This is a genomic window from Haloferax sulfurifontis (assembly GCF_014635105.1).
Taxonomy (GTDB): Archaea; Halobacteriota; Halobacteria; order Halobacteriales; family Haloferacaceae; genus Haloferax; species Haloferax denitrificans.
Map to the genome: position 1 here is coordinate 207,811 of NZ_BMCI01000001.1, position 12,315 is coordinate 220,125.

A 12,315-nucleotide genomic window follows, 5' to 3' on the forward strand; every position below is an offset into this window, starting at 1 on the left:
GACTTGACGTGCCACGCAAACCGGCAAAAACGATGTGATTGCGGAACGTCGTGAAACGGGCCAGATATCGACCGGCCCCCCAGCACGCTCACCCCGACAGCGCCTGCGCGACCTTCTCTATCGGGTGCGGCGGTCGCCGCGCCGCCTCGTCCCTGTCTTCGAGTTGCGTCCGACACGACGCGCCGGGGGCGACCACCTCGTCGCCCGGACTGTCGTCGACCTGTTCGAACAGGATGTCTCCCATAGCCTTCGAGAGGTCGTAGTGTTCGGCTTCGTAGCCGAAACTCCCGGCCATGCCGCAACAGCTCGAATCGAGCGGGTCGACCTCGTAGCCGACCCGCCGGAGAACGCCCACCGCGTGGTGGTCCTTGTTCAGCGCCTTCTGGTTGCAGTGGCCGTGGTAGGTGAGCGAGCCGAACGCGCCGCCGTCGGCGACCGCCGAGGCGACAGGTCCGGCCGCGTCGTCGCCGTCGGCCGAGCGCCCGCGAATCGGGAGGGCCTCGTCCAGTCGGTGGGTGTCGAGGAACTCCATGACGCCGTAGGCGGCCGCGGCGACCGGGGCGACCGCGTCGTCCGGCAGGAGGTCGGCGTACTCGTCTTGGAACATCACCGCGTCCGAGGGCTCGACGAAGACGACGGACCAGTCGGTTTCGACCGACGGGCGGAGCGTCTCGACGTTGTGACCCGCGCGCCGCCGCGCGAGGTCGAGGAAGCCGCCGGAGTAGGCGGCGCGACCGCTCGGCTCGACGCCCTCCGCGAGTCGGACGTGGACGCCGGCGGCCTCCAGCACGCGAACCGCCGCCTTCCCGATTTCGGGCGTGACGTAGTTCGTGTAGGTGTCGGGAAACAGGAGGACGCGGTGGTCGGCATCGCTCGCCGGCACGCGGGGCCGTCGCCCGTCCATCCACGATTCGAGCGTGTCGCGGGTGAAAGAGGGGAGCGACCGGTCGGGGGCGACGCCCGCGAGCCGCTCCATCGCGGCCCGCGCGCCCGGTAGCTCGGCCGCCCAGTTCGAGACGGGCGCGAGTGCGCTCCCGACGCCGGCCAGCCGGTCGATGTTGGCGAACAGGCGCTCGCGGAGCGACGCGCCTTCCTCGGCGTGGTGGGCGTGTTTCACCTCGGCTTTGAGCTTCGCCAAGTCGACGCCGGTCGGGCAGTCGTTCTGACAGCCCTTACAGCCGACGCAGAGGCCGAGGACCTCCTCTTGGAAGCGGTCGGAGTGAATCTCGTCCTCCGGGAGGTCGCCGCTGATGGCCGCGCGGAGCATGTTGGCCCGCCCGCGGGTCGTCTCGGCCTCGTCCTTCGAGGCGCGGTAGGTCGGACACATCGTCTCCGAGCCGGTCTGCCGGCAGGTCCCACAGCCGTTGCAGAGTTCGACGAGGTGCGAGAAGCCGCCCTCCCCGTCGAAGTCGAGCGTCGTCGCGGGCTCGATGGACTGGTAGGCCGCGCCGTACCGGAGGTTCTCGCGCATGTCCGCGCCGACGCCGCGGTCGCCGTCCGGGCCGAGGTCGTCGGGGCCGTCGCGGTAGACGACGTTGCCGGGGTTCATGCGCCAGTCGGGGTCGAACGCCGTCTTCAGTTCCTTGAACGCGCCCCAGAGTTCGGGACCGTACATCTTGGGGTTCCACTCGGTGCGGGCCATGCCGTCGCCGTGCTCGCCCGAGAAGGCTCCCCGGTGGTCCAACACGAGGTCGGTCACGTCGTCGGTGATGGCGCGCATCGTCTCGATGCCCGCGCCGTCTTTCAGGTTCAAAATGGGGCGGATGTGGAGCGTCCCCGCGCCGGCGTGGGCGAAGTACGCGGCCGACGTGCCGTGGTCCTCCAGCACGTCCTCGAACGACTGGACGTACTCCGCCAACTCCTCGGGCGGGACGCTCGCGTCCTCGATGAACGGGTAGGGCTTCGGGTCGCCCGGCAACGACATGAGAAGCGGTATCGCCGCCTTGCGGAGCTTCCAGAGGTCCGCCTGCGCCTCGGGCGTGTACGCCTCGATGGCTTCGAACGCGCCGCCGCCGTCGGTGGCGTCACCCGCCGCTGGCTCGTCACCCCCCACCGGTTCGTCACCCGCCGCCGACTCGGCGTCGCCGTCTCGCAGGAAGTGGTCGTTCGCTTCGCGAATCACCGCCTCGAAGTCGTCGTGCAGTTTGGAGTCGAACTCCAGCATCAGCGCCGCCGCCGTCCCGTCGGGAATCTCCTCGACGTACTGGGCGTACTCGCTGGACTCGGCGGCCATCCGCAACACCTCGTCGTCCATGAGTTCGACCGCGCTGGCGTCGAAGTCCAGCGCGTCGGGGACCGCCGCCATCGCCTCGACGAGGTCGTCGTAGGCGTAGAGGACGAGCGCCGTCTCCTCGGGAACCGTCACGAGAGACACCGTGGCCTCGACGACGACGCCGAGGGTGCCCTCCGCGCCGACGAACAGCTTCGAGAGGTTGACGACCGTCTCGCCGTCGTCGGTCTCGGAGACGACCTTGTGGAGGTTGTAGCCCGACACCGACCGCTTGAGGCTCGGATACCGCCGCTCGATTTCCTCCTCGTGGTCCTCGACGAGGCCGAGGACGGTCCGGTAGAGGGCGGCCTCGCGGTCGTCTTTTTCGACGATGTGGTTCCACTCGTCGCCCCCGACGACCACGTCGCGGGTGTGGACGACCGACCCGTCCGCGAGCACGACCCGCAACTCCTCGGTGTAGGCGTCGGTGATGCCGTAGCGGACCGAGTGCGCGCCCGTGGAGTTGTTGCCGATGCCGCCGCCGACCGTCGCGCGGTTCGACGAGGCGGGGTCCGGCGCGAACTTCAGGCCGTGCTCCGCGAGGCGGTCGTCGAGGTCGTCCTGCACCACGCCGGGTTGGACCCGCGCCCGCCGCGCGTCGGGGTCAACGCAGACGATGTCGTCCATGTACTTCGAGCAGTCGATGACGACACAGCCGGGACCGACGGTCTGTCCCGCCAGCGACGACCCCGCCCCGCGCGGGAGCACGGGCACGTCGTGTTCGGCGGCCGTCCGCACCGCGGCGCGCACGTCGTCCTCGTCGCGGGGGACGACCACGCCCGCCGGGCGCGCCCGGTAAATCGAGCCGTCGGTCGCGTACAGCACCTGCGCGTACTCGTCGAACCGCACCTCGCCGGAGACGACGTCCCGGAGGTCGGCGGCGAGGTCGGCGTGTTCGGCTACGTCGACCACGTCGTAGTCGCGCGACTCCTGAAATCGCTGGAAATCTCCCCGTCTCTCGCCGTTCGTTTCCGCCGTGATTCGCGTCGCCCGCGGAGGGCCGTCGCCAGACATTATCACATATAATCGTTCAGGATAGCAAAAACCTGTGTGTGACTCGCCACGTTTGCCCGAAGCGGTAGTCGTTCGCGGCGGGCCGGCTTCGTCGCACGGGGTCTGAGCGGGGGTTGTACGGGTTTTCACCCGGCTGAGACCTCGGCTACTGCGGCGGGTTCCGGGGGTAGTTCCCGACGCCGGTTCGGAGTTCGCCGTCGGCGACGACCCAGCCCTGTCGGTCCGCCGGGAGGTCGTAGGCGGCGACGTGGTCGACGTACTCGTTGTAGTTCCAGCCGCCGACCCACCACGAGTTCGCGCCGCGGAGTTCGACGCTCACCGAGACGTTCGTCGTCGCGGGGCCGTCGTACTGCACGAACAGCATCGACTCGTAGTCGTAACACCGGGTGTCGTCGCCCTCGCTCGGCCAGTCGCAGGGGACGAGCCGGGCGTTCTCGCGGGGTTCGAACAGCGGTTCGGTCCCCTCGGGCGCGAGCGTGTCGATGGACTGGTTCACCCGCACGTCGGCGGACAGGTCTATCGCGTCGTGTTCGACGCGGAGCGTGTCGGAGTCGTTCCGACTGTACTCGCTCGCCGGAATCCGCTCCCAGCGGACGAGCCGGTCGTTCTCGACGACGCTCCGGTAGTACGTCGGGTCGGCGGGAATCTCGTCGGCCCGGAGGCGGAGCATCGGACCGTACTCCGTCTCGGCCACGGCGTACCCCCAGCCCGCCGGAAGCAGGTACTCGCGGGACTCGACGGCGTCGCCGACGGCCGAGGAGCCGTCGCTGACGGGAAGCGGGACGAGGACCGTCACGTTCGAAACCGGTTCGTCCGCCGAGATGCGGACGCTGTAGTCGTACTGGCTCCCGTAGGAGTCGAGAAACGAGAGCCGGCCGAACGCCCAGAGCCCGCCGGCCGCGACCGCGACCACGACGAGCGCGGCGACGACGACGATACCGAGTGTGCGGAAATTCACGGAAATCACCGGGCCGGCCCGCCCGCTCAGACCGCCGCCCCTCCCGCGGCGGTGCCCGCGGTCGAGTCCACGAAGTCCGCGAAGTCGGCGGCGAACGTCTCGACTTCGTCCCAGTCGGTGTACTCGTAGTCCCGCGAGGCGTCCGTGTCGCCGGTCGCGCCCTCGGCGATGCGCTTCATCACCATCCGGGTGAGAAAGCCGTACTCGGAGTACCGAAGCGCGCCCCCGAACGCGGCCATCCGCTCGGGGTGCCAGCCGCTTTCCTCGACGAACTCGTCGATGTACGTCGCGACCTCGGCGCGGGCGTCCTCGTCGTCGAGCGCCGACGACAGCGACACCTGGAAGAAGCCGTTGGGCCGCGCCTCGATGTCCTCGCGGTACTCGCGGACGAACGCGTACACCTGCTTCGAGTGCGCGCCCATGTGAATCGACGACCCGACGAGCACCGCGTCGGCGTCGGCGACCGCCTCGCCGGCGGCGTCGTCGGTGACCGACTCGGTCCGCACGTCGTACCCGTGGGCCGCCAGCGCCATCGCGATGCGCCCGGCTATCTTCTCCGTCTGTCCCTCTTTGCTCCCGTACGCGACGAGTATCGTTCCCATACAGTTCACCGCGTTCCTGTTAGCTCGCTCACACCATAACGGCAGTCGGCACCTCTCAGTCGTCGGGAATCCGGCCGGACGACGCTCGGAGGAGGAACTGTTTTGCCCGTCGCCGCATCACTCTTGAATACAACTCATGAATATCTCGATGGGAACCTATCTGGTCACGCAGTCGGACCGCTCCGCCGGGCGGTCGACGCCCGACGTGGTGCGGGCCGCCGTCGACGGCGGCGTCGACGTCGTTCAACTCCGGGAGAAGCACGCGAGCGCCCGCGACCGCTACGCGGTCGGCCGCGAGGTCCGCGCCGTGACGGCCGACGCGGGCGTCCCGCTCGTCGTCAACGACCGGGTCGACATCGCGGCCGCCATCGACGCCGACGGCGTCCACCTCGGCGACGACGACGTGCCCGTCTCGGTCGCGCGCGAGCAACTCGGCGACGACGCCATCGTCGGCCGGTCGGTCTCGACCGTCGCGGGCGCGAGAGCCGCCGCGGAGGCCGGCGCGGACTACCTCGGCGTCGGCGCGGTGTTCGCCACCGACACGAAAGACACCGACCCCGAGCAGTCCGAAATCGGGACCGAGCGCGTGTCTGCCATCGCGGACGCCGTCTCCATTCCGTTCGTCGGCATCGGCGGCGTCACGCCCGACAACGCCGCCGACGTGGTCGCCGCCGGGGCCGACGGCGTCGCGGTCGTCTCGGCCATCACCGCCGCGGACGACCCCGCCGACGCGACCCGCCACCTCGCCGATTCGGTCGCCGCCGGGAGGGACAGCCGATGAGCGGACACGACGACGCTGACGGCGCGGGTGGACCGGGCGGTTCGGACGACGCGCCCGGTACGGGCGGCGTGCCCGACGTGGCGCTGGACGAGGCGCTCGCCGCGGTCGCGGGCGAGCAACCGCTCATCAACTCGGTCACGAACGACGTGACGGTCAACGACGTGGCGAACGTCACGCTCTACTGGGGCGGCCTGCCGGTCATGTCCGACGACGAGCGCGAGGTCGGCGACATGGTCGGTATCGCCGACGGCTGTCTGCTCAACATGGGGACCGTGAGCGAGTCCGGCGAGGAGACGATGCTGACCGCCGGGCGGGCCGCCAACGAGCGCGGCGTGCCCCTCGTCGTCGACCCCGTCGGCGTCGGCGCGACCCCGACGAGAGACCGGGTCGCGGACCGCCTCGTCACCGACCTCGACGTGGACGTGCTCAACGGCAACTACGGGGAGATATCCGCGCTCGTCGGCGACGACGCCGAGGTCCGCGGGGTCGAGTCGGTCGGCGAGTACGCCGAAATCGCCGCGGCGGCCGTCGAGTGCGCCCGGAAGACCGGCGCGGTCGTCGTCGCCTCCGGCGAGACCGACATCGTCGCCACCGAGGAGACCGCCTTCGAGGTCGACGCCGGCCACTCGATGATGGGCGCGGTCGTCGGCACCGGCTGTATGCTCGGCGTGACCCTCGCGGTGTTCGCGGCCGCCGTGGACGACCCGCTCGACGCGGCGCTCGCCGGAACCGCGGCGTACGGGCTCGCGGGCGAACTCGCCGCCGAGGGCGCGTTCGGCGACTACCGCGGCCCGGCGAGCTACAAAATCGCCTTCCTCGACGCGGTCGCGGGGCTCGCGGACGCCTCGACACCGGACATCGCCGACCGAATCGACCGCATCGAGGTGCGATAGATGCCGGGGACCCCGCCCGACCCGCGGACGCCGCCGTACGCCCTCACCATCGCCTCCAGCGACTCCGGCGGCGGCGCGGGCATCCAGGCCGACCTGAAGGCGATGACCCGACTCGGCGTCTACGGCGGGTCGGTCATCGTGGCCGCGACGGCCCAGAACACCCGCGGCGTCGAGGGGTCGCACGTCCTCCCCACCGAGTCGATTCGCGCCCAGTTCGAGGCCGTCGCTGACGACTTCGACATCGCGGCCGTGAAACTCGGGATGCTGGCGACGGCCGAGGCCGTCGAGACGGTCGCCGACTGCCTCGCCGACTGCGACGCTCCGGTCGTCCTCGACCCCGTGATGGTCGCCACCTCCGGCGACAGACTGCTGGCCGAGGACGCCGTCGACGCCTACGACGCGCTGTTCGCGCGGGCGACGCTCGCCACGCCGAACGCCGACGAGGCCGAGGCGCTGACGGGCGTGTTCCCCGACTCACCGACGGCCGTCTCCGAGGCCGCCGACTGGTTCTTCGACCGCGGCGCTGACGCCGTGCTCCTGAAGGGCGGCCACGTCGCGCCCGACGGCGACACCGTGGTCGACACGCTCGTCACGCCGACCGAGACGACGACGTTCGTCAACCCCCGCATCGACGCGACGGCGACTCACGGCTCGGGCTGTACGCTTTCGAGCGCCGTCGCCGCTCGCCTCGCCCGCGGCGACGACCTCGCCGACGCGGTCCGGCACGGCATCGAATTCACGCGCGCGACCCTCGCCGAACCCGCCGACGTGGGCGAGGGCGCGGGGAGCGTGAACCACCTCGTCGGCGTCGGCGACGGCTGGACGCCCGACGAGTCGTAAGCGACGACCGGCGACCGGCGACGCGGCTCTCCGACGGCCGCCACGCCCCTTTTTCCGGCTACGTGTCGTATCGCGAACATGGTCGACACACCAGCATCGAACGCGCTCCGCGCCCGAATCGAGGCCGGCGGCGTCGCGCTCGGCGTCCTCGACAACACCTACAGCCCGACGCTCGTGGAGTTCTACGGCGAACTCGGTCTCGACTTCGTCTGGCTCGACCTCGAACACGGCGGCCCCAGCCCGCTCGACTCGGGCGCGATGGAGGACCTCCTCCGCGCGGCGGAACGAACCGGCATCGAGCCGCTGGTTCGGCTCCCGACGGCGGACCCCGAGTTCGTCCGGAAGGCCCTCGACCTCGGCGTCAGGAACGTCTTCCTCCCGCGCGTGGAGTCGGCCGACGAGGTCCGCGCGGCGGTTCGGTCGGCCCGCTTCACCTACGGCGACGGCCCCGGCGACCGCGGCCTCGCGTCGCCCCGCGCCCGCCGGTGGGGCCTCGCCGACGACTACGTCGCGGGCGAGGACCGCGAGACGCTCGTCGGCGTGACCGTCGAGACCGCCGAGTCGCTCGCGGACCTCGACGCGATTCTCGACGTGCCCGAACTGGGCTTCGTCTTCATCGGGCCGTTCGACCTCTCGGTGGCGCTCGGCCACCCCGGCGAGATAGACCACCCCGACGTGCGGGACGCGGTCGAGCGCATCCGCTCGGCCGCCGTCGATGCGGGCGTCCCCGTCGGCGGCCTCGGCTTCGGCATGGACGACGCGAATCAGAAGGCGGAACACGGCTATCAGCTCATCAATCTCGGCAGTACCACCGGCGCGCTCAAGGGCGTCGTCGACGGCTGGCTCGACGACGCGGCGGTCGACCGCGGGGAGTAGCGCCCGCGGCTATCGAGTCGCGTCCGCCCCCGAGTCGGACAGCCGCATCGCCACGCTGTACATCTCGCCCGCGGACTCCGATTCGACCGCGTCGGCGACGCGCTCGACCTCGGCCGCGAGCCACCCGCCCATCGGGTCGGGAACCTCGGCCGCCAGCGACCTCGCCAGCGACGCGTGCGCCTCGACGTGGCTTTCGGACCACGGCACCGGGTCCAGTAGGGTCAGTTCGCGGTCGAAGCGCCAGTCGTACCCCGAAAACAGCGCCCCGAGCGCGTCGCCCGGATAGAACGTCAGCGCGGGTCGCCCGCGGGCCAACTGGCTCGCCGCGTTTTCGAGCGCGAACAGCTCCCGAATCGCGGCGTCGTCGGGGAGCGGTTCGTAGTCGTCGACGACGAGGTGACAGCCGGGCGCGGCGACCCGCGTTAGCTCCCGTGCGACGGCGGCGAGCGACTCGGGACCGATGAGGTTGAACAGCCCGTGGGCGGTGACGATACCGACCGAGTCGTCGGCGAGCGGGAGGCTCCGAACGTCGGCCTGAAGCACCGCGGTCCGCGCTCGGTCCGCCGGCTCGGGTGCCACCCGGTCGCGGACGAGGGCGGCGTGTTCCGGGTCGTTCGTGACGGCGTAGACCCGTTTCGCGCCCGCGTCGAGGAGTCCGGCGGTGGCGTTGCCGGTCCCCGCGCCGGCCTCCAGACAGACCGCGTCGCGGACCGGCCGGTCGTCGAGGGCGGCCGTGACGGTCGTTGGAACGTCCATTGGCGACGGGTGGAATCGAGGCGGGAGTCGTCTCGCCTCGCTAGTGGTGCAGTTGCTCGGGCACGGGGCTCTCGTCGTGGCGGAGGCGCTCGATGAGCGACCGCTGGGCCGTCTCGTCCATGCCGTTGTACCGCGTCGCGGCGTCGAGGACCATCGCCACGAGCTTCGGGTCGCCCGGCGTGACGACGCTCGTGAGGCCCTGGGCGGCCGCGAAGTCGAACCGCTCGGCGATTTCGTCCGGGGCGTCGACCGGCTCGTACCAGTTGGCGAACGGCCGGTCCGCCTCGGGGAGGTCGTCGGTGTCGGGCCACGGGCCGCGAGCGAACGCCTTGATGCCGAGCGTCCCGATACCCGCCTTCTCGGCCGCCTCGAAGACGCCCGCGTAGTCGTGTTCGTCGTCGCCCTTGCCGACGACGACGGGGTTCAGCGGGAACATCAGCGTTTCGAGGTCGTCGATGCGGTCGATGGCGTCGCGGATGAGCCCCGGATTCCCGTGGCTCGTCAGCCCGATGTGGCCGATTTTCCCCTCGTCTTTCGCCTCGCGGAAGGCCGCGAGCGCGCCGTCGTCGGCCGTGATTTCGTCCAGTTCGGACTCGTATTCGAGGCCGTGGACCTGATAGAGGTCGATGTAGTCGACGCCGAGGCGGTCAAAGGAGCGGTCGAGCTTCCGCTTCGCGCCCTCGTAGCCCCGCTCTTGGGTCTTACAGCCGAGGAAGATGTCCTCGCGGTGCTGGCGGAGCTTCGGGCCCAGTTTGAGCTCCGCGTCGCCGTAGGTCGGGGCCACGTCGAAGTGGTTGACGCCCTTCGAGAGGACGTGTTCGACCATCTGGTTCGCGCCCTCCTGTTCGAGCCAGTTGAGCGCGATAGCGCCGAACGTTGCGATGGTACTCTCGTGGCCGGTGTCGCCGAGTGCGCGGGTCTGCATACGTCGAACGTCATCGCCGACGGGCAAAAACGTGTGTCTCGCCGACTCGACTGCCGGGTCCGTGCGAGCGGCGACGACGCCGCCGCGACCCGGTAACACTCGCGTCAGCGGATACTCAAGTCCTTGCGGCCCGTAAGACCGTCCATGGCAGACATCACGCCCACACCCGGCATCCACCACGTCACCTGCATCGCGGGCGATCCCCAGCAGAACCTCGACTTCTGGGTCGAGACGCTCGGACTCCGGCTCGCCAAGCGCTCCATCAATCAGGACGACCCCAGCACGTACCACTTCTTCTTCACGGACGCGGAGGGGACGCCCGGCACGAGCATGACGTTCTTCCCGTGGGAGAGCCTCTCGCGCGGGAAGGTCGGCACCGGGCAGGTCTCGCGGACCGCGTTCCGCGTGCCAGAGGGGAGCCTCGACTACTGGGAGGACCGATTCGACGAGTACGGCGTCGACTACGACGACCGCGTCGAGCGGTTCGGCGAGACGGTCCTCCCCTTCAGCGACCCCGACGGCCTCCCGGTCGAACTGGTCGAAGTGGAGATTCCCGACGACGACCCGACCGTCCCGTGGACCGAGTTCGTCCCCGAAGACGTCGCGATTCGCGGCTTCCACTCCGTGACGCTCTGGCTGGCCGACCCTCAGCCCTCCGAAGACCTGCTCGAAACGATGGGCTTCGAGCGCGTCGGCACCGAGAAAGCGCAGGGCGACACCCCCGGCGACGAGCGGACGCGGTTCGCCGCGACCGGCACCGTCGGGAAGTACGTGGACGTGTTGCCGACAATCGAGAGCAGTCGGCAGGGCCTCGGCACGGTCCACCACGTCGCCTTCCAGACGCCGACCGACGAGGACCAAGAGGCGATGCGGAAGGCCGTCCAGTCGAAGGGCCTGCGCCCGACGGCCCAGATCAACCGCCACTGGTTCCGGTCGGTCTACTTCCGCGAGTTCGGCGGCGTGCTGTTCGAACTCGCCACGAGCGACCCGGGCTACACCGCCGACGAACCCCTCGACGACCTCGGCGGCCGCCTCGTCCTCCCCGGCGAGTTCGAAGGTCGGCGCGAGCAGATAGAGGCCGGCCTGACCGACGTGACGGTCCCGCGGGCCGAGTCGGCCGAAGCCGACGACTGAGCCCCGACCCCGAGTTTGTCCGGCACCGCTCCCGCCCGTCGGACGCGCTTTTTGCCCCGTGTTAACACCCCGTGAGCGACTGCGACGAGTGTCGCAATCACAAGTACCATCATCGCCCGCGACGCAGTGGTCCGTATTCAGGTGGATGACGTGACGGAAAAACGCGAATACACGGACGACTATCAGGACAAGACGCTGTACATCCCCGGTCCGACCGAGGTGCGCGAGGACGTCATCGCGGAGATGTGCCAGCCGATGTTCGGCCACCGGATGGACCGCATGACCGACCTCTATACGACCATCGTCGAGGACACGAAGGAGTTCCTCGGCACGGACAACGACGTGATGATTCTCACGGGGTCGGGCACCGAAATCTGGGAGTCCTCGACGCTCAACCTCGTCGACGAGAACATCCTCGTGCCGACCTGCGGGAGCTTCAGCGAGCGCCACGCGAACGTCGCAGAGCGCCTCGGCAAGAACGTCGACCGCATCGAGTACGAGTGGGGACAGGCCATCAAGCCCGAGGACATCCGCGAGGCGCTGGAGTCCAGCGACAAGCAGTACGACGTGGTCGCCACCGTGATGAACGAGAGTTCGACCGGCGTCCGCAACCCCATCGAAGAGATCGGCGACGTGGTCGCCGAGTACCCCGACACCTACTTCGTCGTCGACGCGGTGTCCGCCCTCGGCGGCGACTACGTCGACATCGACGAGCACAACATCGACGTCATCTTCGCCTCGTCGCAGAAGGCGTTCGCCATGCCGCCGGGGCTCGCCATCTGCACCGTCAGCGAGGACGCCTACGAGCGCGAACTGTCGAAGGACTCGGCGTCGTGGTACGGCGGCTTCCAGCGCGCCCTCGACTACTACGACCGCAAGGGCCAGACCCACTCCACGCCCGCGATTCCCATCATGCTCGCGTACCGAAAGCAGATGAAGTACATGCTCGAAGAGGGCCACGAGGGGCGCGACCAGCGCCACCGCGAGATGGCCGAGTACACCCGCGACTGGGCCTACGAGCACTTCGACATGTTCCCCGAGGAGGGCTACGAGTCCCAGACGGTCGCCTGCATCGAGAACACGCAGGGCATCGACGTCGCCGCCACTATCGAGGAGGTCAACGAGAAGTACGACATGGCGTTCTCGAACGGCTACGGCTCCGCGCTCGGCGAGAAGACGTTCCGCATCGGCCACATGGGCGAACACGACGTGGAGTCCATCAAGGCGCTGACCGACGCCATCGAAGACGTCGCGGACCTGTAGGGAA

Annotated in this window: 11 protein-coding genes; 6 read left to right on the top strand and 5 right to left on the bottom strand. The window is 69.8% G+C overall.

Annotated elements, in window-relative coordinates; translation table 11 throughout:
* Positions 1–88 precede the first annotated feature (88 nt).
* The 3 genes from IEV64_RS01145 to IEV64_RS01155 form a co-directional block, all read right to left on the bottom strand.
* Positions 89–3,283 (bottom strand): FAD-binding and (Fe-S)-binding domain-containing protein, encoded by a 3,195-nt coding sequence (locus tag IEV64_RS01145; protein ID WP_188422926.1) that lies wholly within the window; start codon positions 3,281–3,283, stop codon positions 89–91.
* A 145-nt stretch (positions 3,284–3,428) separates the two neighbouring features.
* On the bottom strand, positions 3,429–4,241 hold the full coding sequence (locus IEV64_RS01150) for a hypothetical protein (protein WP_089777392.1): 813 nt from the start codon (positions 4,239–4,241) through the stop codon (positions 3,429–3,431).
* Positions 4,242–4,267: 26 nt separating this feature from the next.
* Entirely contained in the window at positions 4,268–4,843 is a 576-nt protein-coding gene (locus tag IEV64_RS01155; RefSeq protein WP_188422927.1) for a flavodoxin domain-containing protein, read from the bottom strand.
* 148 nt (positions 4,844–4,991) lie between these two features.
* Between IEV64_RS01155 and thiE the strand changes: the two genes are divergently transcribed.
* From thiE to IEV64_RS01175, 4 genes are all read left to right on the top strand, one after another.
* On the top strand, positions 4,992–5,624 hold the full coding sequence (gene thiE, locus IEV64_RS01160; protein ID WP_188422928.1) for a thiamine phosphate synthase: 633 nt from the start codon (positions 4,992–4,994) through the stop codon (positions 5,622–5,624).
* On the top strand, positions 5,621–6,517 hold the full coding sequence (gene thiM, locus IEV64_RS01165) for a hydroxyethylthiazole kinase (protein ID WP_188422929.1): 897 nt from the start codon (positions 5,621–5,623) through the stop codon (positions 6,515–6,517). The genes thiE and thiM overlap by 4 nt, the downstream gene beginning before the upstream one ends.
* Positions 6,518–7,357: a bifunctional hydroxymethylpyrimidine kinase/phosphomethylpyrimidine kinase gene (gene thiD / locus IEV64_RS01170; RefSeq protein WP_089777390.1), complete on the top strand. Its 840-nt coding sequence runs from the start codon at positions 6,518–6,520 to the stop codon at positions 7,355–7,357.
* Between the two features lie 78 nt (positions 7,358–7,435).
* The gene (locus IEV64_RS01175; RefSeq protein WP_188422930.1) at positions 7,436–8,233 is read left to right on the top strand and encodes an HpcH/HpaI aldolase family protein; all 798 of its coding nucleotides are present in this window, start codon (positions 7,436–7,438) and stop codon (positions 8,231–8,233) included.
* Between the two features lie 9 nt (positions 8,234–8,242).
* Here IEV64_RS01175 and IEV64_RS01180 read toward each other — a convergent pair whose 3' ends face one another.
* Positions 8,243–8,989, bottom strand: coding sequence for a class I SAM-dependent methyltransferase (locus IEV64_RS01180; protein ID WP_089777388.1), 747 nt, complete (start codon positions 8,987–8,989; stop codon positions 8,243–8,245).
* Between the two features lie 40 nt (positions 8,990–9,029).
* Complete coding sequence (locus IEV64_RS01185; protein ID WP_007275241.1) at positions 9,030–9,914, bottom strand: aldo/keto reductase; 885 nt, start codon at positions 9,912–9,914, stop codon at positions 9,030–9,032.
* Positions 9,915–10,058: 144 nt separating this feature from the next.
* On the opposite strand from IEV64_RS01185, the gene IEV64_RS01190 reads away from it, so the two are divergent.
* Positions 10,059–11,048 carry a VOC family protein gene (locus IEV64_RS01190; RefSeq protein ID WP_007275242.1) on the top strand — a complete coding sequence of 330 codons (990 nt, stop codon included), beginning with the start codon at positions 10,059–10,061 and terminating at the stop codon, positions 11,046–11,048.
* Positions 11,049–11,198: 150 nt separating this feature from the next.
* Positions 11,199–12,311, top strand: coding sequence for a pyridoxal-phosphate-dependent aminotransferase family protein (locus IEV64_RS01195; protein ID WP_007275243.1), 1,113 nt, complete (start codon positions 11,199–11,201; stop codon positions 12,309–12,311).
* The last annotated feature ends 4 nt before the right edge of the window (positions 12,312–12,315 follow it).

Bases quoted from the DNA above. Each gene is read 5' to 3' on its own strand.
- IEV64_RS01145 (WP_188422926.1), bottom strand. From the start codon at position 3,283: ATGTCTGGCGACGGCCCTCCGCGGGCGACGCGAATCACGGCGGAAACG.
- IEV64_RS01155 (WP_188422927.1), bottom strand. From the start codon at position 4,843: ATGGGAACGATACTCGTCGCGTACGGGAGCAAAGAGGGACAGACGGAG.
- thiE (WP_188422928.1), top strand. From the start codon at position 4,992: ATGGGAACCTATCTGGTCACGCAGTCGGACCGCTCCGCCGGGCGGTCG.
- thiM (WP_188422929.1), top strand. From the start codon at position 5,621: ATGAGCGGACACGACGACGCTGACGGCGCGGGTGGACCGGGCGGTTCG.
- thiD (WP_089777390.1), top strand. From the start codon at position 6,518: ATGCCGGGGACCCCGCCCGACCCGCGGACGCCGCCGTACGCCCTCACC.
- IEV64_RS01175 (WP_188422930.1), top strand. From the start codon at position 7,436: ATGGTCGACACACCAGCATCGAACGCGCTCCGCGCCCGAATCGAGGCC.
- IEV64_RS01180 (WP_089777388.1), bottom strand. From the start codon at position 8,989: ATGGACGTTCCAACGACCGTCACGGCCGCCCTCGACGACCGGCCGGTC.
- IEV64_RS01185 (WP_007275241.1), bottom strand. From the start codon at position 9,914: ATGCAGACCCGCGCACTCGGCGACACCGGCCACGAGAGTACCATCGCA.
- IEV64_RS01190 (WP_007275242.1), top strand. From the start codon at position 10,059: ATGGCAGACATCACGCCCACACCCGGCATCCACCACGTCACCTGCATC.